This is a genomic window from Veillonella parvula (assembly GCF_032550495.1).
Lineage (GTDB): Bacteria > Bacillota > Negativicutes > Veillonellales > Veillonellaceae > Veillonella > Veillonella parvula_G.
Genome location: NZ_JAWFZJ010000003.1, coordinates 203,626 through 226,201 on the forward strand (window position 1 = coordinate 203,626; position 22,576 = coordinate 226,201).

21 protein-coding genes are annotated in these 22,576 nt (G+C 41.0%); all 21 read left to right on the top strand.

Annotated features, from left to right (window positions below; genetic code table 11):
- The first annotated feature begins 1 nt into the window (after window position 1).
- The 21 genes from E6X37_RS07325 to E6X37_RS07425 all read left to right on the top strand — a co-directional run bounded on the left by E6X37_RS07325 (window position 2) and on the right by E6X37_RS07425 (window position 22,570).
- Entirely contained in the window at window positions 2-964 is a 963-nt protein-coding gene (locus E6X37_RS07325) for a succinate dehydrogenase/fumarate reductase iron-sulfur subunit (RefSeq protein WP_008714753.1), read from the top strand.
- Window positions 964-1,839 (top strand): CoB--CoM heterodisulfide reductase iron-sulfur subunit B family protein, encoded by an 876-nt coding sequence (locus E6X37_RS07330; protein ID WP_004698224.1) that lies wholly within the window; start codon window positions 964-966, stop codon window positions 1,837-1,839. The genes E6X37_RS07325 and E6X37_RS07330 overlap by 1 nt, the downstream gene beginning before the upstream one ends.
- A 488-nt stretch (window positions 1,840-2,327) precedes the next feature.
- The gene (locus E6X37_RS07335; RefSeq protein ID WP_004694659.1) at window positions 2,328-3,074 is read left to right on the top strand and encodes a BUD32 family EKC/KEOPS complex subunit; all 747 of its coding nucleotides are present in this window, start codon (window positions 2,328-2,330) and stop codon (window positions 3,072-3,074) included.
- 225 nt (window positions 3,075-3,299) lie between these two features.
- Entirely contained in the window at window positions 3,300-3,506 is a 207-nt protein-coding gene (locus tag E6X37_RS07340) for a DUF1659 domain-containing protein (RefSeq protein WP_004698290.1), read from the top strand.
- Window positions 3,507-3,729: 223 nt separating this feature from the next.
- Entirely contained in the window at window positions 3,730-3,951 is a 222-nt protein-coding gene (locus tag E6X37_RS07345; RefSeq protein WP_004694662.1) for a DUF2922 domain-containing protein, read from the top strand.
- A 305-nt stretch (window positions 3,952-4,256) separates the two neighbouring features.
- Window positions 4,257-4,868: a MotA/TolQ/ExbB proton channel family protein gene (locus tag E6X37_RS07350; protein ID WP_287533172.1), complete on the top strand. Its 612-nt coding sequence runs from the start codon at window positions 4,257-4,259 to the stop codon at window positions 4,866-4,868.
- Window positions 4,865-5,269, top strand: coding sequence for an ExbD/TolR family protein (locus E6X37_RS07355; protein ID WP_004698134.1), 405 nt, complete (start codon window positions 4,865-4,867; stop codon window positions 5,267-5,269). The genes E6X37_RS07350 and E6X37_RS07355 overlap by 4 nt, the downstream gene beginning before the upstream one ends.
- An 8-nt stretch (window positions 5,270-5,277) precedes the next feature.
- Window positions 5,278-6,081: a cell envelope integrity protein TolA gene (gene tolA, locus E6X37_RS07360; protein WP_287533173.1), complete on the top strand. Its 804-nt coding sequence runs from the start codon at window positions 5,278-5,280 to the stop codon at window positions 6,079-6,081.
- A gap of 162 nt (window positions 6,082-6,243) precedes the next feature.
- Entirely contained in the window at window positions 6,244-8,307 is a 2,064-nt protein-coding gene (locus tag E6X37_RS07365) for a TonB-dependent receptor plug domain-containing protein (protein WP_316689712.1), read from the top strand.
- Window positions 8,308-8,450: 143 nt separating this feature from the next.
- The gene (locus E6X37_RS07370; protein ID WP_287528754.1) at window positions 8,451-9,434 is read left to right on the top strand and encodes an ABC transporter substrate-binding protein; all 984 of its coding nucleotides are present in this window, start codon (window positions 8,451-8,453) and stop codon (window positions 9,432-9,434) included.
- Complete coding sequence (locus E6X37_RS07375; protein WP_008602154.1) at window positions 9,418-10,419, top strand: FecCD family ABC transporter permease; 1,002 nt, start codon at window positions 9,418-9,420, stop codon at window positions 10,417-10,419. The genes E6X37_RS07370 and E6X37_RS07375 overlap by 17 nt, the downstream gene beginning before the upstream one ends.
- A complete protein-coding gene (locus E6X37_RS07380) occupies window positions 10,416-11,204 on the top strand; it encodes an ABC transporter ATP-binding protein (protein WP_195394715.1) in 789 nt (262 codons plus the stop codon). The genes E6X37_RS07375 and E6X37_RS07380 overlap by 4 nt, the downstream gene beginning before the upstream one ends.
- A gap of 251 nt (window positions 11,205-11,455) precedes the next feature.
- Window positions 11,456-12,043: a DedA family protein gene (locus E6X37_RS07385; RefSeq protein ID WP_278618267.1), complete on the top strand. Its 588-nt coding sequence runs from the start codon at window positions 11,456-11,458 to the stop codon at window positions 12,041-12,043.
- 10 nt (window positions 12,044-12,053) lie between these two features.
- Window positions 12,054-13,685 carry an ArnT family glycosyltransferase gene (locus E6X37_RS07390; RefSeq protein ID WP_058948257.1) on the top strand — a complete coding sequence of 544 codons (1,632 nt, stop codon included), beginning with the start codon at window positions 12,054-12,056 and terminating at the stop codon, window positions 13,683-13,685.
- Window positions 13,686-14,007: 322 nt separating this feature from the next.
- Complete coding sequence (locus tag E6X37_RS07395; protein WP_004694684.1) at window positions 14,008-14,961, top strand: ABC transporter substrate-binding protein; 954 nt, start codon at window positions 14,008-14,010, stop codon at window positions 14,959-14,961.
- A gap of 10 nt (window positions 14,962-14,971) precedes the next feature.
- Complete coding sequence (locus E6X37_RS07400) at window positions 14,972-15,724, top strand: ABC transporter permease (RefSeq protein WP_004694686.1); 753 nt, start codon at window positions 14,972-14,974, stop codon at window positions 15,722-15,724.
- Window positions 15,725-15,735: 11 nt separating this feature from the next.
- On the top strand, window positions 15,736-16,509 hold the full coding sequence (locus tag E6X37_RS07405) for an ABC transporter ATP-binding protein (RefSeq protein WP_004694688.1): 774 nt from the start codon (window positions 15,736-15,738) through the stop codon (window positions 16,507-16,509).
- A gap of 416 nt (window positions 16,510-16,925) precedes the next feature.
- Window positions 16,926-17,723, top strand: coding sequence for a uracil-DNA glycosylase (locus E6X37_RS07410; protein ID WP_195213347.1), 798 nt, complete (start codon window positions 16,926-16,928; stop codon window positions 17,721-17,723).
- A 53-nt stretch (window positions 17,724-17,776) separates the two neighbouring features.
- The gene (locus E6X37_RS07415; protein WP_058948253.1) at window positions 17,777-18,853 is read left to right on the top strand and encodes a DUF805 domain-containing protein; all 1,077 of its coding nucleotides are present in this window, start codon (window positions 17,777-17,779) and stop codon (window positions 18,851-18,853) included.
- Between the two features lie 395 nt (window positions 18,854-19,248).
- Window positions 19,249-21,417 (top strand): ribonuclease J, encoded by a 2,169-nt coding sequence (locus E6X37_RS07420; protein ID WP_083791382.1) that lies wholly within the window; start codon window positions 19,249-19,251, stop codon window positions 21,415-21,417.
- A gap of 193 nt (window positions 21,418-21,610) precedes the next feature.
- Window positions 21,611-22,570: a DUF2232 domain-containing protein gene (locus E6X37_RS07425; RefSeq protein WP_077707766.1), complete on the top strand. Its 960-nt coding sequence runs from the start codon at window positions 21,611-21,613 to the stop codon at window positions 22,568-22,570.
- Window positions 22,571-22,576 lie beyond the last annotated feature (6 nt).

Here is a 22,576-nt window from a genome sequence, read left to right on the forward strand (position 1 = left end):
GATGAGACAAATCACCTACCATATTCACCGTTACCAACAAGGTCGCGCGTTTGTACAGACTTTCAAATTCGATTATGAACCTGACCGTACAATCCTCTGGGGCCTTCAAAAAATTAAAGATACTCAAGATCCAACATTGACATTCTTGGCAGCTTGCCGTTCCGCAGTTTGCGGCGCTTGCTCCATTCGTGTAAATGGCGAAGCGATGCTCGGCTGTGAATCTAAAATCGATGAATTAACAGAACGTTATGGCACAGACGAATTGACAATCGCTCCAATTGGCAACTTCCGTGTTATCCGTGACTTAGTTGTTGATTGGGAATCCAAAGTTGATCGTTTGAAAACAGTTGCTCCTTGGATTTTCCTTAAAGCTGAATTCAACGAAGGAGACAAAATCGTTCGCCAAACTCCAGCTGACTTCAAAAAATTCGTTGCTGGTACAGAATGTATCCTTTGCGGTTGCTGTGCGTCTGAATGTAACAAATTGACTGCTCGCGAAGACGACTTCTTAGAACCATATGTATTCACAAAAGCTAACCGTTTCGTATTGGATAGCCGTGATGATGCACCTATGGCTCACATTCAACCTGCATTCGACAACGGTCTTTGGAAATGCGTTCACTGCATGAACTGTATCTCCCGTTGCCCTAAACACTTAAAACCTGCTCAAGACATTTCCAACTTGCGTAAAGAAGCTACAAAAGCTGGTCTTACTAATAGCAAAGGCGTTCGCCATGCAGTTGCTTTCAAAGAGGATCTTTACAAAACTGGTCGCTTGAAAGAAGTTTCTATGAGCTTGAAATCTGATGGTGTTGTAGATTCCGCTAAACAAGCATTCTATGCATTGCGTTTGTGGAAACACAGCAAAATCAACCCATTTGAACTTGTAGTACCTCAAAAACCTGTAAACGGTATTGATGGTGTTCGCAGACTTATGAAAGCAGCTGAGGAGGTAAGCAAATAATGAAATACGCATTTTTCCCAGGTTGCGTTCTTGAAAGCGCTGCCAAAGAAGATTACTTAGCAACAGTTGCTGTAGCTAAAAAATTAGGTATTGAGTTGGAAGAACTTGACGGCTGGACTTGCTGCGGCGCTTCCCACGTTCAAGATATCGCTCCAGAAGTTACACTTGCTACAAACGCACGTAACATTGCATTAGCAGAAGAAAAGGGTTTAAACCTTTTAACTGTATGTAATACTTGTACTTTGATGCTTCGTGAAGCTAAAAATGAACTTGATGCAAACGAAAAAGAAAAGAACGAAGTTAATAAAAAATTGGCTCAAATCGGTAAACAATACCGCGGTACAACTGATATTACTCATTTCTTATGGGTATTGATTCGCGATTACGGTTTGGATAAATTGAAAGCTAAAGTTGTTAAACCGTTAACTGGTTTACGTGTAGCTGAATACTATGGTTGCCATATTCTTCGCCCTCAAACTGAATTGGGCTTCGAAGATTATCAAATGCCTACATCTTTAGCAGATTTGATCTCTGCTATCGGTGCTACACCAATCGACTTCTCTCGTAAACTTGATTGCTGCGGTTTCCATGCTGTATACCCTGCACATGATTCCGTAATGCAAATGACTGGTTCCATCAACAAAGATGCAGCTACAGAAGGCGCAGATTGCGTAGTAACTCCTTGCCCACTTTGCCAAATGCAACTTGATATGTTCCAAAAAGAAGCTAAAGAAGTTGTAGGCGGTGGCAAAGATATGCCAATCTTGCACATGTCCCAATTAGTAGGTCTTGCTCTTGGCATTTCTCCTGCTGAAATGGGTATGCCTAAACGTCACTTAACTGATACTGCGGCAGTGACAAAATTTGTAGGTTAATTCGTTTGATTTAGGCATGATCAGAGTTGATCTATATAGTAGTCTGAATCTAAACCTATTATCATAATTACCAGAAGAACCCCCTAGCTTAGGCTAGGGGATTTTTCTTTTTTATAAATAGAGCTCCAGTAATGTTAATGGTAATAGTAATAGTAATAGATTTGGATTTAAGTGTACTGAAATATTAATCGTAAAATATATATAAACCGATAAATGTAAAATAAATACAGTAAAATACTAACTTTATAAATAAATTTGATTTTGATATCGATTGATAATTGTAGTATAATAAGTACACAAATTGTATACACTTATATGAGTAATAACTAATATGTTGTAATTCATAAATTATTATAATGCTATATATACTAGACTAGACTATACTATACTATACAATATAAATTTGGGAGATATTATATTGGAAATACTAGTTATTATGCTTTGAGAGGGCCATTAGCATTATAGAGTGTATATACGGGGGGAAAATAATGAATGATATGCTATTAGAATATATCGATCGAATGATTGATCAAGAGACAGAACATCGTGTTTTTTCTGTGGATTTTAACAACAAACAGTACTTTGTAAAACAGGATATAAGTAACCATCGCTCTAGTTGGATTAAACCCGCACCTAGAGCTTCTTTTGATTATGAGTTTTACAAGATTTCTTTTGTGAATACGCAATTACCAGTAGCTCCTGTTATTGCTGGTTTTAGAGAACATTATTTTGTTACAGAAGATTGTGGCAAAACGTTAACATATTATAGCCAATTGCCTGCTCAACATCCAGAGGATGATAGTTTGCAAGATATGTTAAGTCATATTTTTTATATGTTTGGCAAGACATTGGGTCGCTTGCATGATTATGGTTTAAGTCATGGTCGTCCTGCCATGCGAGACATTACTTATGAGCCAGAAGAAGATAAGATTACTCTGCTAGATTGGGAGAATAGCCGTCGTTGGCCTGAGTTTACACCGCAAGGCTGGGATTTACTCATCTTTGTTCACAGTTTTTTCCGAGAGGATAATTTACCTATATGTTATCTATATGCTATGATGAATGGCTATAGCTCAGCTTGTACAGCCCGTGAGACCGTTCTACATATAAAAGACATTCTGGGTAAACATGAATATCTTTTTAAATTCTGTCGTATGTTAAATCCTCTACATTTTGTGGACACTGAAGCCGCTGTTAAAGCATATGACTTTATGTTGGCTTTGAAAACCGAATAATATGTATATGGATAGTACTCATAGTAAGAGCACTTTATAGACCTTTACCGGTGTTATCTAGATTGATAAGCTTCTAGATAACATTAGGTAGAGGTCTTTTTCTATTTCAATTCATAGTATTACAGTCAGAGTTCAGCTACTTTCACCATAAGTACCTTAAATAACGGCAAGAGGGTTGTCGAATGAGGGCCTCAGGAATATAAGAGGGTGAAAGGAGGTGATACGATGGCTAATATTAAACGCACTAAATTGGTGTTGCGTTTTAACATCGGTACCGAAGATGCGCCGAAGTACAAAGACGTAACCTATACTCGTGTTGCGGAAGAAGCGTCTGACGATCATGTGAAAACCGTTGGTAATGCGCTGGCAGCCTTGTATGACCACAGCTTGTCCGACGTGGTCCGCGTCAATGAAGTATCCTTAGGACATTAAGTGTAGGTTTTCTACCATTTTGTTTTAGGTGATCCAAACACATTTTTAATTGCTGGTTTCGTACATTCTTATATAGTCGTAAAAAGGTGTAGAAATAGCAAGTCCACACATTCCCATCCTTATTGATATGAATCGAAGACAGGCATATTTGTAATTTAACTTGTTTATATAGTCTATTTAGATTCGATGAACTTGTTTATGAAACGTGAAAGGAGGCGCCCACATGGCGGAAAAACGCGTTGTATATCTTACATTTTCTACGGTCGGTGGTAAAAGCACATCAGTCACAATTAGTGCTCCTCGTGCTGGAATTACTTTACAAGATGCTAAAACAGCGGCTAATGCGTTAGTGGCTAACAAAGTCATTCTTGGTGCTGGTGATGCAGAATTAGCAGCATTTACTACAGCTCGTGAAGTAAAGACACAAACTACGGAATTGCAATAGTACTGATTATGTACGATGTGATTTTGTTAGTGGAAATATAATTTAATAAAAAGAGACCTTGATCAAAGCAAGGTCTCTTTTTGTGTTGCAATTGAGACGTAAGTTCAAAATTATTTCAGGTTTATAATTTATAATATCCTTTATAATGACTGGTATTTATATGATATTGGAAAATATAGTATGATATGGTAGACTTATTAAGTGATTTTGATTATCGTTTTGATGTAACTTGATTTATTTAAAACTAGTTTAGTAGGGGAGAAAATAAGTTTATAGAATTAAACTGTTAATAAAGGAGGTTTACGATGAAAGAGGCTTGGGAATTATTCTTACATGGTGGATTTGTTATGTGGCCGTTACTAGTGGCCCTTATCATTGCCGTAGCTATAGCGATTGAACGTATATCTTATTATCGACAATTGAAGCGGGAAATGTTTGCTCTGAATGATGCATTAGAAGAGAGCGAAATGAACTGGCAATCCTTATTAACTACCTTAGAATCTAAATATACAGCTAATATTTCGTATAATCTACCTCGCGTGCTTGGACAGTGTCAGAATCGTAATGTATTGCAGTCTAAAATGGAGGATATGGTGGCTCATGTTTATACGCACGCTTCTCGTAGCCTTGATTGGCTCTCTACCATTGTTACGATAGCACCATTATTAGGCTTACTTGGTACTGTAACGGGTATGATTGGTGCCTTTCAGGTATTCGGTGCTGACGGTGCGGTACCTACTGCTATTACCGGTGGTGTGGGGGAAGCCCTTGTCGCAACTGCTTCCGGACTTTGCGTGGCTATTGTAGCGTTATGTTTCCATGCTGCATTTACCCATCATGTACGCATGACGATATCTCGTTTAGAAGATTCATTTTCTCGTGTTTTAGATTCTTATGATCGGGGGCATGCTGCATGAAACGAATGAGTCGTATGGAGGGAGAAAAGCCTACTTTAATGGTTATTCCTATGATTGATATCATCTTTTTCTTGCTCGTATTTTTTATGATTAGCACCATATATACAATTCCACAACAATCCTTATCTATTATGCTGCCAAAAACGAAAACGCAGCAGTCCGCTGAGTTGCGCCCGGTTTTAATTGATTTTGAAAAATCTGGGCAGCTGATGATAGATGATGGGTATGTGACGAAAGAACAGCTTATTAGCTCTGTGAAAGCCAAGATTGGAGAGAATAAAAATCAAAATTTCCTTATTCGTGCCGATAAGGATTTGAGCTATGGCAAGGTCGTGGAGTTAATGGATGATATGAAAGTAGCCGGCGCTGCAAGTATTAGTATTGCCACTGTTAATAAATAGGTGATGCTATGCCAAAAAAATATGTAGATGTGTGGAAATATCCACATATGACTTATAAAAAAGCCTTTGTTATTGCTACTATTATCAGCATTATTACGGTTGGTGTTGCTTTTATTTCCTTTTCTGATTACATCGAATCTCAAATGACCGGATCTTTGCAAATTAATTTTCTAACGGAACAGGAAGCGGAGAAACAAGTAGAAGAAATTAAAGAGCAGATTAAAGAAGAGAAGGTTCATGAACTTCAATACCAAAAAGAATTGGAAAATAATAAAGTTCAACCTGATAACGGTGGAGCCGGTCACGGAGGACAAAATGGGAACTCTGCTGTTCCTACAAAAAGTGATGTAAGTCCGTCCAGTCAACAAGCGCGTGCCGGTGAAAACTCTACCGTTAAACAATCTTCTGTAGGTAGTGATACCGGGAGTGGCCTTGTAGGGCCTGAAGGTCCTGGAATTGGGTATGCATCAACAGGAAGTGGAGAAGGGCTTAGCGATCGTGAAGGTACCGGAGGCACTGAAGCAGATGTCGGTGGTGGTGGCGTATTTAGCTATGATGGGTATTGGAGTAATTTACAAAGTGCAATTAATAGTAATTACCCTACAGATGCATACGCTATGGGAATTCAAGGTGATGTAACACTAAGAATTTATTTTGCCCCAGGTGGCAGTGTTGCCAGTGTGGAAGTTCTTAATTCTGATGATCCTATATTAACAGAACATGCTAGGGAATATGCTTATAGTGTAGGCGGTGCTGAAAATTCTACAGGTATACAACAATATGCAGATATCACAATTCACTATAATCTGTAAGTATAATGAAAAACTAGTATCTTTATAGATGCTAGTTTTTTTGCATATATATTACTTTAATATCATAAAATAATATTGATAGTTATTCCTGATAAATATATAATTGAGATTAGATATCGTTTTATACTATTAGAGCCCTAATATATTTTCTGGAGGTGTGTGATGAGAAAGTCATGGGCAGCACTATTGTGTGTTGTATATCTAACGTCTGCTGCAGGTGTGGTAGGTGCAGAAAATAATAGTTCTACAAGTGTAGTTAGTATGAATGAATCTCAAAATAATCCGAGTGATGAGCAGTCGAGACGTATGAAAGATATTACGGTTACCGCTACTCGTACGGAGGCATTAGTTCGCGATGTGCCAATTGCGACAACGATTATTTCACAAGAAGAAATTAAAAGTCGCCAATATCGTAATTTAGAGCAAGCCTTACAAAGTGTGCCAGGCGTTGCTTTCAGCACCGATGCCCACGGTGGACAAAATATTACGATGCGTGGTGCCGAATCTCGTCATACATTAATTCTTATTGATGGACGACGTGTTACGGGAGAGTTGACGAAAACGAGAGCTAATGCCATGGGCTGGCTTCGTCAAGGCATGGATAATGTGGAACGCATCGAAATAACGCGTGGTCCGTCGAGTGCCCTTTATGGTTCTGAGGCGAACGGCGGGGTTATTAATATTATTACAAAGCAATCCAGAAAGCCAAGTGTAGAGGTTAATACTGAAATCTCTCGTCGTGATGCATCGAGTGCGACGGGATATAACTTCAATGTATTGGCTCGTAGTGGGCAAAAAGGAAAGTGGAACGGATCGGTCGGTGCTGGTATTCGCAGGAATATAGCGGGTAATAATGATTCTGGCTCGGATAATAATTATCATGGTGATCGGATACCGCTTCATTTTGACGTATCTTATCAAGCGGGAAAAAGGGATAAATTTTCCTTCTTTATAGATCGAGAAACTGAAGACTTGGATATGAATACGAAAAAGGGTAGCTCATTAACTCAATCGGTTGATAAAAATACGACTACTACAAGCACAGGTCTTCGTTGGAATGGTCGTCGTGGTCGGTCATCGCTTATGGTGCAGTCTTACTACAATCATTACAAAGACACCTATGATCAATATAAGCGCACGGGTGGCATAAAAAAACTATCCATTTGGGATGAATATTATAATAAAGAATGGATTACAGACGCACAGGTTAACACATCAATCGATAAGAAGAATCTCTTGACTTATGGCGTTCAATTCCGCCGTCAAGAAGCGATTAGTACGCGTATTAATAACGGCTCCATAGCATGGTCAAGAACTCGAGAAGGCATTACAGATACTGCGGGTAAGGCAACCATTAATTACGGTAGTTACTTTGTGCAACATCAATGGAAACCTAGTCGTAAATGGGTAATTATTCCTGCTGTTCGCTACGATACGTCAAATGCATTTGATAGCCATTGGTCGCCTAAGATTGGTGTTACCTATAAAGCAAATGATAGTCTTCGCTTTAAAATGAACTATGGTGCAGGCTACTCCACACCTGGTATGACGGAAATGTATCATCATTGGCTTATGGCATCTAATGTGCCAAGAGGGCGATTAGGGGCTTTCGATATATATTTGCAAGGTAATCCTAATTTGAAACCTGAAAGCTCTTATAACTTTGATTTCTCTGTAGAAAAAGATTGGAAACGGACAAATGTTAAGGCGTCCTATTTCCACAATGTTATTAAAAATTATATTGAAAGCGGTGCCAATCGTATTGATATAGCGAATCGCCGTATTTATGTTTCGTATTCCAATTTACCTCGTGCTGTATTGCAAGGTGTGGAATTATCTGTAAATCATAGACTCAATGATAAATGGGATGTATTCGGTAACTATACTTATTTGGATGCGAAGAATGACGTTACCCATAATCGTCTGTTAAACCGTGGTCGTCATGTATTTAGTGGTGGTGTTAATTATCATCAAGGTCGCTGGACTGGCGCGTTCTGGGGTAATTATTATATTAACTACCTTGATGGCATTGATGCTATCGTTGTTAACCCACGTCTCAGCATTCCGAAGAAGAAAAACATTCAAACTTGGAATGTTATGGTGACTCGTCAGTTGAATGATAATGCATCCATGTATGTAGGGGTTGAAAATATATTTGGCGAAAAACAAGACTTACGGGATATTCATGGCGCTACTTATCGCATGGGCCTTAACTTGCGTATGTAATAGTGAGATATTAATGTACGCATGAAATGCTGAGGCCTTAATGTATGAATGAAATACATGCATATGTATGGGTGTATGTAATATAGTGGCATTAATTTGAAACTATAATGTATGAGGTTTAGCTTGCATAAGTAATCTGCGAGGTGATCATTATCAATAAGCCATTATTATGTTTATTGGGGCTTGTTGCCGTTGTGGGAACTTTCACTACGGTTATGAGCTTTGAAGGCAAGCGAGAGGTATTCAGCGAGGCTGGTGCTATTCAGATTGAAGATGATACGAAGCAAATTGTGTCGTTGCCAAACATAGCAAGTCGTGTAGTATCCATTTCTTCGGCGGATAGTGAATTGCTTATCACTTTAGGTGTTAGCCCCGTAGGCGTAGTAAATTCAAGGGAGTTACCGACAGAGGTGCAGGCTAAAATTGCACAGTATCCGAATATGAATAGTGCTGTATCTCCAAGTATTGAACGAATTATTATGTCCGACCCGAATCTCGTTATCGGCATTGCCATGCCGTTTCAAACGGCGTTGCGCAAAGCTTTTAATGCGAATCATATTCCTAGCTTTTACCACTTATCCTCCAATTATGATGACATCATGGACCATATTCGACATGTGGGCACCATGACTGGTCATGATAGGGAGGCGGCTGCGTTGGTCCAGAAATATAATGATATCCTAACGGAAATCATACAGCGTCATAAAGATGAGTCTGCACCGCGTGTCCTCATCGTTTTTGGGACACCTACGAGTTACCAACTAGCCTCCAGTAAAACATATGTGGGAGATATTTTCCAAAGATTAGGGGCAAAAAATGTGGCTGATGTATATTTGCCGCAGGATGTATCGGAGAATGCTTTGGATGGATATATTCCACTTAATCTGGAGACGATGGCCGTTCTTGATTGTGACAAGGTTATCTTGATTAATCATGGCAGTAGCGGTGAGAAAGATATAGCAGCTTTTAAAAAGGCTTTTAAAACGCCGGCATGGCAGAATGTACCTGCTGTTGCTAATGGGAATATAGAGGTCTTGCCGGGTCCTTTGTTTGCGTCGGTGCCGACCGCTCGAATGGATCAAGTGTTATTATATGCGGAAAAGGTGTTATATGGACAATCTCATTAATGTGCAGGAACGTCGTGGCTTACGCGTTTTTGTGGCTGCGCTGATTCTGTTAATAGCAGGGGTGTTGCTGAGTATGAAACTGGGCGCCGTTCCATTAACTTGGGGCGAATTATACCAAATCATAACGGGTGGCGACACATCGAAAATTGGTCAAATTATCATGACTATACGCTTACCACGTGTTGTAGTGGGGTTTTTAGCTGGCATGAATCTTGCCTTAGCCGGTGTGATTTTACAAGGTATCTTGCGAAATCCTTTGGCGGATCCCGGAATTATCGGCATTACCTCTGGTGGTGCTTTGGCGGCTATGATTATCATGATTCTCATGCCTACTTACGTTATGCTTGTTCCTATTGGCGCTTTTGTTGGTGCGTTAGTGGCATCGTTTTTGGTTTATGGGATTTCTTGGCAAGGTGGGCTCAATCCGTTGCGCCTTATCTTGGCCGGTGTGGCAGTAGCTGCTTTTTTCGGCGGATTTAATACGATTCTGTCTGTGTTTTATCCGGATCGTGTTCAAGGAACGGTGAGCTGGATGGCAGGTGGTTTTGTAGGGCGCAGCTGGGATGATGTAATGATGATTTGGCCTTATACGGCTATAGGAATTATTGGATCTATGATATCTATCAGATGGCTTACATTGCTTAGTTTAGGCGATGATACGGCGCGCACTTTAGGTGTGCATGTTGAAAGATGTCGATTGTCCTTACTCGTATTAGCTTCTTTATTAGCCGCATCAGCAGTGAGTGTGTCGGGGATGTTGGGATTTGTAGGTCTTATAGTGCCTCATGTGGCGCGCCTCATCGTAGGTGTGGATTACCGTTACTTGATTCCTACGTCTATGGTCTTTGGTGGTATATTAATTGTTTATGCAGATACATTGGCGCGCATGATGATTGCGCCTGGTGAAATTCCTGTAGGCGTATTGATGAGCTTTTTGGGTGCTCCATTCTTCTTGTATCTATTGAAAGGGGTGGGGCGAAGATGAGTGTGTTAACCGTCGATAATATAACGGTAGGCTATGGAAAACGATTGATACTGGAGAATCAATCCATCGTCTTTGATAAACCGGAAATAATATCTATTATCGGTCCAAATGGTTCGGGAAAATCAACGTTTTTGAAAGCTTTGGCGCGGCTTATCAAGATAAAACAAGGGACTATATCGTTAGATGGAAAATCTTTACATTCGTGGAATACAAAGGAATTAGCGCGCCATATAGCTTTGTTACCGCAAATTACGACCGCCCCTGAAGGAATGTTAGTTGAGCAGTTGGTTCGATCCGGACGAAATCCGTATGTATCGATTTTTAAGGAACTATCTGATGCGGATTTAGCTGCTGTGGAGCAGGCGATGAAATGCACAGATGTATGGAAATATCGGTATCGGCAAATAGGGGAACTATCCGGCGGTGAACGGCAGCGCGTATGGCTTTCATTAAGTTTGGCGCAAGAACCGAATATTTTACTTCTCGATGAACCGACTACCTATCTCGACAGTCGTCATCAAATTGAGTTGATGGAGCTAGTTAAACGCACACAGCGGGAACGAAATATTATGGTCGTTATGGTGCTCCATGATTTGAATCTAGCTTTACGCTATAGTGACCGCATTATTGCTCTTAAAGAGGGAGCTATTGTAGGTGATGGAACTCCGCATATGATGATGACTCCAGAGAATTTAGCAGAGTGGTTCGGTATTAAAGCGGATATTTTACAAAGCCCTCGCAGTGAAGAAACATGTCCTATATGTGTACCATATGGTCTTGCTTAGACAGAGTAGATTAGGTACCGTATAGTCAGTTAATTGTTAGCTGTTTTTACTGAAATGTACACAATAGCAAAAAAGCTATTTCGAAAATTGCATACTGTTTATACTTTAAAGAGACCCCACCTGTGGTGAGGGTCTCTTTATTATGGTAAAATATATAGTGTACTAAATGGTTGGGTGAAATTTTCACGAAATGATGTACAAGCATAAGTACATTATAGAACCCGGATGGGGATTTTTAATGAGGTAAAATAGTGGAATATATTATTTCGTTTATGGAAACATATGGCTATACGGCCATGTTTATTGCAATGGTTCTAGAAAATGCTAACGTGCCTATTCCAAGTGAAATCGTACTTGGTTTTGCGGGGTATTTGATAGCTCAAGGCATATTTGATATGCATACAACAATGGTGGTAGGTATCTTAGCAGGTATTATTGGTTCTATAGTATCCTACTGGATGGGTGAGCATGGTGGGCGCCCTTTATTATTGAAATATGGTAAATATATATTCTTTAATGAACATAAATTTGAACTGGCAGAAAAGATGTTTAATAAATATGGCGGTGTAGCTGTATTTTTTGGTCGACTTTTACCTGGTGTTCGTACCTTTATCTCCTTCCCTGCAGGAATGGCACGCTATCCCATGTGGCATTTCATCATCTGGACGGTACTCGGTACGATTCCTTGGACGATTTTGCTCGTTTACTTAGGCAAGGTACTTGGTGAAAATTGGCAAGACCTTATCGAGTACAATCATGAGTTCTTGATTGTTATGATCGTTGTATTTGTCATTATAGCTGTAGTACTGGGCTTTAGATACTATCGTAATCGTCGATAAGGAGGCCCTTATGAAACTCTCTCGATTAACACCAGTCGTATTTATTGTGTGGCTAGTGTTTTATATGTTTGGCAATAATATGTTGCCTGTTACAGATCCCGTTGAATCTAATTATGCGTTAACAGCAAAGGAAATGGTTCTTTCAGGTGATTGGCTATCTCCGCAGATTTATGGTACTTATTGGTACGATAAACCAATTATGATTTATTGGCTCATTGCTCTTGGCTTTAAAATCTTTGGAATTGCTGATTGGGTGGTGCGCCTACCGAGTGCTATTTTTGGTGCTTTGTCGGTGGCGACCATGTATCAATCTACGCGCACCATGAGCGGTAAGTGGGCGCTTGGTCTCATTGGGGCATCCGTTCTAGGCACATCTCTCATGTTCTGGACCGTAGCACATGGCGTTATTACGGATATGGTGCTCCTCTATACGACGTTGATGGTCATGATTTACTCCTACAAGGGTCTGGTGGAACAGAAACCATATGCCATGATTGTAGCTTATGTATTCGCTGCTTTAGGTGTACTCACTAAAGGTCCTGTAGCTATTGTGTTGCCTGGTATGATTTTACTTGTTTTTGCAGGTATTAATCGTTCTTGGTCTATGGTGAAAGCTATCTTTGATTGGCGTGGCATTTTAGCCTTTTGTGTAGTTTGTTTGCCGTGGTATGTGTACATGTACAGTGTTCATGGTCAAGACTTTATCAATGGCTTCTTAGGGCTTCACAATGTGACTCGTGCTACTCAATCGGAACATCCGGAAGATAACGTATGGTGGTATTACCTCGCTATCTTCCTTGGCGCCTCTATGCCGTGGACAGGTGCTGTTATTTACGGCATAATCGATGGTTTCAAACAACGTCATACAGGGTTTATCTATAATATGACCTGGGGTGTTGGAATTGTGCTATTCTACACCTTGATGGCAACAAAATACCCTCTATATACCTTTGTTAGCTTAGTCCCATTTAGTGCTATCGGTGCTTTGGGCGTTATGAAGCTTATTCGCAAAGGCAAATCTAGAGCCTTAAAATGGATTATTATGGGGCCGACGTTGCTTTTGTGGATTGCTTATGTAGCAGGTTCTTTCTTCGCACCATGGGGTTTTTATTGTTTGCTCTATGTCGTGGTTGCTATGGCAATATTGGCTATGTTCTATACATGGTATACGAAACGAGGATATCGTTTAGTTACAATTATTGTCCTTGGTACGATGGTTATATCTTCTATAGTTGTTATGGAAGGTTTAGAGCCATTCGTTAAGCAACGTAGTAATATTGATGTTGTTCCAGTAGTGGATTCCTATGAAGGGGATGTCTATTACTATAACGGCTATAGTACGGCTGTTGTGTATTATACGGGCCATAAGGTTATCAAGATTAATGGTGATGAAAGCCGCTGGGATGATCGAGATAAATTAAAAAAACGTAGCGCTGAATGGCAGAAGAAATATCTTATGGAACAAGTAAGTGAAGAGGAATTTAACAAGATTATCGAATCTGGTAAGCCACTTATGTTAATCGTTCCTAAAGGGGAAATTAAGCATTTCCGTCAGTCCTCCATTTATCCACATGTATCTGAGTCTAGTGAAGCCGGTACATCTGAAGTTTACGTATTAAATAAAAAGACTCTATTCAAATAATTGTGAAAACTTAATAAACATTAAAAGCAGGTAGTATTCAACGGATGCTACCTGCTTTTTATTATGTTTGTCATTCTTAGTTAAATGCTTGTTTAAAGAGAATATGATTCTGTACATATTGATATTTTTCGTACATAAATAATAACACCTACAATATTAATATGATTTATTGACATAATTAATACATATTGATATAGTAGGTTATATTAAGTTTAAAAGACGAGGTGTTCTAAAGCCTTATTTCATCTAAGGTTTAGAAAAATGCGAAAAAGTGACATGAGTCATAAACGCCCCTTGTTGTGAGGTAGAAAGAGGGGACACTATGAAAAAAACTTGGTATCTAATCACTGCTATCGTGCTGTTGGTAGTAAGTGGGTTGGCGTATGGTTATCATGAATACAGTAAACCGAAGACCGCCCAAGAATTAAAAACTTTACGTGTTGCGTATTTACCGATTACTCATGCGCTGCCCGTATTTGCTACGAAGGAATTGGAGACAGCGGATGGTCCTGTCCATGTAGAGCTTGTTAAATACGGTTCCTGGCCGGAACTCATGGATGCGCTCAATACCGGTAAAGTAGACGCTGCAGCCGTTCTCGTTGAACTTGGAGTAAAGGCTCGTGAACAGGGAATTGATGTGCGCGCAGCGGCATTAGGCCATACGGAAGGCAACATTATCGTTGTAAATAACGACATTAATTCTGTACAGGATTTGAAAGGCAAATCCTTTGCCATCCCTCATAAGCAATCTACACAAAAGATTCTCGTAGACCTCATGCTTGAACGGGCAGGCCTTAGTGAGAAGGATGTACAGATAGTGGAGATGAGTCCTCCTGAAATGCCGTCCGCATTGTCGGTCGGTCAAATCGCTGGGTATAGCGTGGCTGAGCCTTTCGGTTCTCTTGCCATAGAAATGGGTACGGGAAAAGTCTTTGAAGACCCTGATCACTTATGGCATGATAATATCTGCTGCGCCCTCGTGTTCAATGGTCAATTCGTCGATGAACATCACGATTTGGCGAAGACTTTCACAAAAGCCTATCTCGATGCAGGTACATATTTGGATGAGCATCCGGAGGCGCAAAAGGAGATTGCCTTGAAATATATGAAATTTAAGGATCCTGTTATCGAGCGTTCCTTGCAAGTAATTGGGTTTGGAGATTTGGCCCTCACCGAGGATCGTTATAATGCGCTCGTGCATCACATGACCCATGTCGATTTGATTAAAAAGGTGCCGAGTTATTCGGAGTTTGTAGATACATCGCTGTTGCCATAGGGGGTAGACCATGAAGAAATACACATATGTACCGGGCGCGTTCGTCGCGGTCTGGCTGATTTGGGAGCTGGTTGTCCGCATCGGCGGATTTAACGAAGCCTTGCTGCCGACGCCGTACAAGGTGCTGCTCGGGTTCGGAGAACTCATCGGGGACGGCGTATTGTTCAAGGATATTGCGGACAGTTTGGTGCGCTTTTTCATCGGCTATATCATTTCCGTCGTAGCCGGTGTGTTTTTAGGCCTTATTTTAGGTTGGTATAAGGGCATTTGGAACTATATTAATCCTATCGTTCAGGTGATTCGTCCTATTTCGCCAGTAGCATGGTTGCCGTTTATCGTTCTGTTCTTCGGTATCGGTCAAGCGCCTGCCATTGTTATCATCTTTATTGCGGCGTTTTTCCCGGTTCTATTGTCCACGGTGTCCGCGATTCAAAATATCGATCCCGTATACATCAAGGTGGCTCGAAATTTTGGTATCAAGCAGCCGGAATTGTTATTTAAAATTGTATTGCCCGCGGTGTTTCCCGGTATTGCATCAGGACTTCACATCGCGCTCGGCACGGCGTGGATATTCCTGGTGACGGGGGAAATGGTAGGGTCCCAGACGGGTCTTGGATTCCTCATCATCGATATGCGGAACAATTTGCGCAACGACCTCCTGATGGTGGCGATTCTGACGATCGGCTTTGTGGGACTTTTGCTTGATTGGGGCGTGTCCCTCATCGAAAAATGGATTTATAGACGTTGGGGCATTGAGAAATAGGAGGTGGACGCATGGGTTACATTTCGGTGCGCAATGCACACAAGGAATTTATGAAAGATGGAGAACCACTCACCATCCTTGAGAATATTAATCTGGACATTGAACAAGGTGAATTTATTTGTCTCTTAGGTCCTTCCGGGTCCGGTAAAAGTACGCTTTTAAATGCTATGGCAGGCTTTGAGCTCGTTACCTCGGGTTCTATTACCATTGATGGCGCAGAGGTGAAAGCACCCCAATTGCGGTATGTAACGGTTTTTCAGAATTACGGACTGTTACCGTGGAGAACGGTGGAAAGCAATATTGAACTGGGTCTTGAAAGTAAGAATGTACCAAAGGAAGAGCGACCTGCCATTATCGATAAATACGTGAAAATGGTGGGGCTCGATCATGCTCGGAACCGCTATCCGGCGGAGTTGTCCGGCGGGATGCAGCAACGTGTTTCCATTGCGCGGGCGCTGGCGGTCGATCCGGATATTATCTTCATGGACGAGCCGCTAGGGGCCCTCGACGCGTTGACACGCATTAATTTACAGGACGAAATCTCCCGCATCTGCCGTGAAGAGGGTAAAACGGTGGTATTCGTTACGCATGACATAGAAGAGGCGGTGGTACTTGCGGATCGCGTCGTAGTGCTTGCCGCCAATCCGGGACGGGTGCAAACGATCATCCCCGTCAATCTCATCGATAGGACGGACAGGACCTCCGCATCCTTCGTCAATATTCGAAATCACATATTTGAACAATTCCAACTTGCCAAAGAAGACAAAATCGAGTTTTATATATAAATGTGAGATTGTATATATTAGTAGCAACAGAAGTCCAACAAAAACTGTAGTTTCAAAGATAGTAGGATCGTTCATTACCATCAGGGCTGTTACATGAGGCCTGTCGTTTTGATGGTAGAGAATCTAAAGTCGCTTTAAAATTACAGTTTTTTATATTTTGTTGCATGTGGATATTTTGAATATTAATTTCGCATCAAATTTTCAGAAATGGATGCTATTATAATATAGTAACGGCATACATTTTATGTAGTGCGTGATTATCAGATATATTATCACATATTATGATTGGATATCGTAATATATGGATTGTATTATTATGGGCTTTAGTATATAAATACAGTATATAAAGGATTGATAATCATGATATACAGCATTATTAATTATATGGTTCGGTAGTATAAATTGGGGGAAATCCTATGTCCTTATTTGCACCAGAGGAAGAAAAAACGCTGTCTTTTGATGAATATATGGCCTCGTTTGATGCGAATCGGGTAGCAAAAGTACAGCAGTTTGTAGACTGGCTCGGTCAATATAGAGGCGAGCTTGTTCACAATCCGTGGGGTGAGGTGAATTCCGACCTCGAAATTGTTCGGTCTGACTTTGATGCGGCGCAGGTGCGTCGTAACAATTTGACGGCGTATTTGTTGCCGCGGTTGGGACGCTCCAAAATCTTTGTAGTGGCAGAGGCTGTCGGATATCAAGGCGGGCGTTTTTCGGGCATTGCCATTACCTGTGAGCGCATGTTGTTGGATAAGCATAAAACAATTCGGGCGCATCAAATAACGCCTGTTACATTACAAAGAACTAGCTCCCCTGTGAGTCCAATGCTGAAACGGACTCAACAGGAACAAGGGTTCAACGAACCTACGGATACGGTAGTATGGAGTGCCATCATTGAACAGGGAATCGATCCGTACGATGCACTGTTGTGGAATATATTTCCCTTTCATCCTCATAAGGCGGACGAACCGCTCACTAATCGGACACCGACCGAGTCGGAGCAGCAGCTAGGTTGGGAATATACGAAAAGACTGCTGGCATTGCATACCGAATTAGGTGGACCGAAGTCGCTCGTGCTCGCTGTCGGTCAAAAATCGGCGGACACGATGGGGCGATTCGGTCTTTCAGCCATCGGTCTTAGACATCCCGCTAACGGTGGGGTTAATTTATACCGTGAAGGTTTTGCTAAAGCTATAGGCCAATTTATACCGTAAAGATCTTGTTGAAGCTATATATAGAGAGAGTTTTGAGATAGAAGGTATTACATATGAAACGTTATTGTGAATCCTGCCGTCAATATTGTGACGAGGCGGCCATGTTCTGTCCGCATTGCGGGCAGTATACGACTGCGGTGGAGGTTGAGAGAATTGCACCGGAAGGGGATATTATCTATCCGCTGGCGCATTATCAGTTGAGTTATAAGGATACATTTCTTTATGTGGTAGGCCACAAATTTATGAATTCAGATGGCCGCGCGTCTAAAGGAGAATTTTTGCGGTTCTTTTTGTTGTGGCTATTAGTTATCGTTGGAATTCTGGCGCTTGCTTATGGACTTACGGCGGTGCTTCATAGGGGTATTTATTTAATCCTGTTGGCATGGATGTTACTGACAATCATCGGTCTAGTCTTGCTAATTCCGTTGGGGGCTCTATGTATCCGTCGCCTTCATGATACCGGTAAAAGTAGTGAACATCTATTTTTTGTTTTAATACCTTTTATAGGGCCAATAATTCTATTTGCTCTACTGTGTAAGAAGGGTGAACCGAAGGCCAATCAATATGGTGAGGCGTTAAGGAACATCGTCATTGACAAACGGTTGGCATCTATTATGAAAGTATCGCCTACGAGCAGTGCTTTCACCACTCGAATTCTCGTTGCATTGCTGGTGAGTGCTATCTGCGTATGCAGTGTTTCGGCTCGTTATATGGGACCGGAAAGTGAACTGGAGCTGGGCGGATGGTTTACGAACATCATTGTCGGTCAAGGCAGTGATGAAGCTGCACGGGATGCGATACACGATTATTTTGATGCCGTCAATGAAAAGAACTATGATAAGGCTTTCACCTATGTTATCAATCAGACTAAGACGAATCCCGTAGAAAAGCAAAAATGGATGGAATCTATGAAGTCGGCGCCGAAGGTGGTTGTCGGGTCCTTAGGTGCGAGTCGTATCACTCGTATAAACAGCATGAAACGCATCATTTACGAAGCGGATCTGCAAGTCACTAAACCCGGAGATGGCGCGGTTGAGGCTGCGCACATGACACGCTACATATCTCTGGTCGAAGAAAATGGCGAATGGCATATTGAAGGATTTTATAAAAGTATGCCAGATGATAAATAATGAAATGCTTTGGGGTGGTTCGGTTTGAGCCGCCCTTTTAAGTAGTAGTAAAATTTTATGTTACTTTTGATGAATCAAGCGTAGAACTCTTTTGTTTATGTTGTTTTTATGTTATAATGAGCACAACGTATGAAAGTGAGGCTTTCATCAAAACAGATCGGACTATATTGCACTGCGTATCGGATTGAGATAAAAATAGAAGTCTCTTGCGGTTGAAGCATCTGATAGTGCACTATACTCATTTGCTACGGCAAATGGCACACAAACTAGGAACGGCAAAATTTGATAGCGCATTTTTGCGCCCATTTGACGAGACGCTAGTATAATAGCGCCTTTTTCTTTGTGTGACATTTCCTCGTGGCATAGATCAATTCAAGTGATAGGTGAGAAAAACTATGTTAAATAAATTAATGAACAAAATTTTAGGAGGAACTGTGAATACAACAGATAATCAGGTTACTGCGCAAGTGAAAGCAGAACCAACAGTAGCAAAAACTGCTACTCTTACAGCTGCGGCTGAAGGCGAGCAAAAACAAACGCGTCGCCGTACAAATACACGTCGCCCTGCTGGCGAAGGTCGTACGCGCCAACAAACAGCTGGTGAAGGTGAAGGTGCAACACGCCAACGCCGTTCTACAAATACTCGCACAAGTGCGAATGGTGGCCGTACTAATACGACTCGCCGTACAAATACACGTCGCAATGCCGAACAAGGTGAAGGTCAAGAACGCAAAACTCGTCAAACTCGTGCACCGCGTGGTGAAAATACACGTAATACGCGTACTAATAATGGTCGCAATGGTCAAAATGGTCAGAACCGCAATAATAACCGCTCAAATAATCGTTCTACAGGTTGGAACAATCAAGAGGAACAAGTGGAATTAGTCGGTCGCACACCAAATGGCGCCAACAAGGGAAAATTCCAAATCATTCCATTAGGTGGTCTTGGTGAAATTGGTAAAAATATGACTATCTTCCAATACGAGGACGAAATCATCGTTCTTGACTCTGGGCTTGCATTCCCTAGTGAAGATATGCTTGGCGTAGATATCGTTATTCCTGATATGAGCTATATCATCGAGAATAAAGACCGCGTGAAAGCTGTCGTAATTACTCATGGTCATGAGGATCATATCGGTTCTTTGGCATACCTTATGAAAGAAATTAGTTGCCCAGTATACGCAACAAACCTCGTTTGTGGATTAATCGAAGGCAAGTTTAAAGAACATAAGGTATCTCCAAAATGTCTGCGTACGATTGCTGCCGGCGATGAAGTTCAAATTGGTCAAGTGACTGTTGGTTTCATCCAAACAAATCACTCCATTCCTGACTCCTGCGCTGTATACTTTAATACACCAATCGGGACGGTTCTTCATACAGGGGACTTTAAAATTGACCAAACCCCAGTTGATGGCCGTTTGATGGATATGCACAAATTTGCTGAGCTCGGTAACAAAGGCGTATTAGCGCTATTATCGGACTCTACAAATGTAGAAAAACCAGGTACTACTGGTTCTGAAAGTTCCGTAGGTCCTGCGATTAAACAAGCTGTTGGAGAAGCAAAAGGCCGCGTTGTTTTGGCAACATTCGCATCCAACGTATCCCGTATCCAACAAGCTATTGATGCGGCGGTTATGTTCAACCGTAAGGTTGTAGTTATGGGCCGCAGCATGGTCAATGTTACAGAAATTGCCCAAGAACGCGGATACTTGAATATTCCACCAAATACAATCATCGATGTAGATGTAATGCACAACTACACAGATGACCAAATCATGATCTTAACGACTGGTTCTCAAGGTGAACCGATGGCAGGCTTGTCCCGTATGGCAACAAGCAATCATCGCACTGTAGAATTGGCACCGAATGATACTGTTATCATCTCCGCTACACCAATTCCAGGCAACGAAGGTGCTGTAGGTAGAACTATCGATAACTTACTTCGTTTAGGTTGTAATGTGGTATATGGTAAAGACCGTGGTATCCACGTATCTGGTCATGCGAGCCAAGAAGAGCTTAAAACAATGCTTAACCTTGTTCGTCCAGAATACTTTATCCCAGTTCATGGTGAGTACCGTATGTTGCGTCGTCATGGTGAACTTGGTGTGGCTATGGGCGTAGATCCTAAGAAAGTCCTTATCGGCGATAATGGTCAAATCTTTGAATTTGATAAAGATGGTGGTCGTAAAGGTGGACGCGTACAAGCTGGCGCTATCTTCGTTGATGGCCTTGGCGTTGGTGACGTAGGTAATATCGTTATCCGCGACCGTCAACAATTGGCACAAGAAGGTATGGTTATCGTTGTTATGGCGATGGACAAAGCGTCTGGTACTATCGTAGCTGGTCCAGACCTCGTATCTCGTGGCTTCGTATACGTTCGTGACGCAGAAGAACTCATGCTTGCTGCGGAGCGCCGCGTAGAACAAGTTCTTGAAGATTGTGAAATGCAACGCATCAAAGACTGGACAACCATTAAGCAAAACGTACGTGACGCATTGGGTAAATTCTTCTATGATAAAACCCGTCGTCGTCCTATGATCTTGCCGATTATTCAAGACGTATAATCTTATATAATACAGAAAAGTACCGCACCTCATGGTGTGGTACTTTTGACATTTTAAAAGAGCAATAAAAACTACCATTAATAGCACTGCTATCGCATTCGTCTACTATATGGGGTATTTGAAGTTACCGTTTTAAACTGTTATAATTAAAAGATACCAATTAATATATCTTCTTATGTAAGAATGGTGATTTATGAATAAAACAAATACAAGAGCGATGGTGGAAACTGCCTTTGTATCGACCATTGTTGCTATGTTGACTATAATTGGGGCAGTCATGCCGTTTTCAGCTTTTCTAGCAACTATGGTAGCTCCAGCAGGTATTTCTATCATTGGTATCCGTTGGGGTAGTAGATATAGCTGTACTTCCTCAATAGTAGCCTTTATATTAGTAACACTCTTTCTTGGACCATTAATTGCTATGTCTACCATTTTAGTATATTCATTGCCTAGTATATTTTTGGGGGAAGCTTTTAGAGCAAACTGGTCTTTTAGAAAGTTAATATTAGTGCCTGCTGCTGTATTGCTTGGTATGGGCCTCTTACAATTAGTGGTTGCTAATAGTTTTGCATCTGTAGATTTTATTAGCTTAGGACAAAATGTAAATAATGAGTTAAAAGAAGCTATGATTGAGTCTATACGACAGCAATCAGCACCGCAAGAACAGATTGATACGATGATTCAGCAACTTAATTATTCATTTGCTCAAGCAGAACGTATGATGTTGTCATTATGGTTCTGTGCATGCTCTATCATAACGTATATCATGGCTAAGTTAGTATCTTATATTGGTCGTCGAACTAATACAGTTCATAGAGAATTACCTCCCATGGCTACTTGGCGTATGCCGATTTGGGGTGCTGGAGTTCTAGCCATAGGGATTATTATTATTTATGGCTTATCCTATATTGGATATGATAATAGTTTACTTAAAGATATCGGAATGAATGTTGCTTTTGTGGGGGCTTTCATTTGCTTAGTTAATGGTATTACCTGTTTAATGGCAGTTATGAAAAACTATGGAGTAAATGGATTCTTTCAATTTATAATTCTTTTCTTCTTATATACAATGAGTCCGTATGGTCTTGTTTTCTATGGTATTTTTGATATGTTTTTAGATATGAGAGCACGTTTCGAAAAACGTAGCTCATAATAGAAA

What these genes read in the sequence shown, in the direction of transcription:
- E6X37_RS07340 (WP_004698290.1), top strand. Translation starts at nt 3,300, where the DNA reads ATGGCTAATATTAAACGCACTAAATTGGTGTTGCGTTTTAACATCGGT.
- E6X37_RS07420 (WP_083791382.1), top strand. Translation starts at nt 19,249, where the DNA reads ATGTTAAATAAATTAATGAACAAAATTTTAGGAGGAACTGTGAATACA.
- E6X37_RS07400 (WP_004694686.1), top strand. Translation starts at nt 14,972, where the DNA reads ATGAAGAAATACACATATGTACCGGGCGCGTTCGTCGCGGTCTGGCTG.
- E6X37_RS07415 (WP_058948253.1), top strand. Translation starts at nt 17,777, where the DNA reads ATGAAACGTTATTGTGAATCCTGCCGTCAATATTGTGACGAGGCGGCC.
- E6X37_RS07350 (WP_287533172.1), top strand. Translation starts at nt 4,257, where the DNA reads ATGAAAGAGGCTTGGGAATTATTCTTACATGGTGGATTTGTTATGTGG.
- E6X37_RS07345 (WP_004694662.1), top strand. Translation starts at nt 3,730, where the DNA reads ATGGCGGAAAAACGCGTTGTATATCTTACATTTTCTACGGTCGGTGGT.
- E6X37_RS07375 (WP_008602154.1), top strand. Translation starts at nt 9,418, where the DNA reads ATGGACAATCTCATTAATGTGCAGGAACGTCGTGGCTTACGCGTTTTT.
- tolA (WP_287533173.1), top strand. Translation starts at nt 5,278, where the DNA reads ATGCCAAAAAAATATGTAGATGTGTGGAAATATCCACATATGACTTAT.
- E6X37_RS07395 (WP_004694684.1), top strand. Translation starts at nt 14,008, where the DNA reads ATGAAAAAAACTTGGTATCTAATCACTGCTATCGTGCTGTTGGTAGTA.
- E6X37_RS07325 (WP_008714753.1), top strand. Translation starts at nt 2, where the DNA reads ATGAGACAAATCACCTACCATATTCACCGTTACCAACAAGGTCGCGCG.
- E6X37_RS07425 (WP_077707766.1), top strand. Translation starts at nt 21,611, where the DNA reads ATGAATAAAACAAATACAAGAGCGATGGTGGAAACTGCCTTTGTATCG.
- E6X37_RS07405 (WP_004694688.1), top strand. Translation starts at nt 15,736, where the DNA reads ATGGGTTACATTTCGGTGCGCAATGCACACAAGGAATTTATGAAAGAT.
- E6X37_RS07390 (WP_058948257.1), top strand. Translation starts at nt 12,054, where the DNA reads ATGAAACTCTCTCGATTAACACCAGTCGTATTTATTGTGTGGCTAGTG.
- E6X37_RS07330 (WP_004698224.1), top strand. Translation starts at nt 964, where the DNA reads ATGAAATACGCATTTTTCCCAGGTTGCGTTCTTGAAAGCGCTGCCAAA.
- E6X37_RS07365 (WP_316689712.1), top strand. Translation starts at nt 6,244, where the DNA reads ATGAGAAAGTCATGGGCAGCACTATTGTGTGTTGTATATCTAACGTCT.
- E6X37_RS07410 (WP_195213347.1), top strand. Translation starts at nt 16,926, where the DNA reads ATGTCCTTATTTGCACCAGAGGAAGAAAAAACGCTGTCTTTTGATGAA.
- E6X37_RS07335 (WP_004694659.1), top strand. Translation starts at nt 2,328, where the DNA reads ATGAATGATATGCTATTAGAATATATCGATCGAATGATTGATCAAGAG.
- E6X37_RS07355 (WP_004698134.1), top strand. Translation starts at nt 4,865, where the DNA reads ATGAAACGAATGAGTCGTATGGAGGGAGAAAAGCCTACTTTAATGGTT.
- E6X37_RS07380 (WP_195394715.1), top strand. Translation starts at nt 10,416, where the DNA reads ATGAGTGTGTTAACCGTCGATAATATAACGGTAGGCTATGGAAAACGA.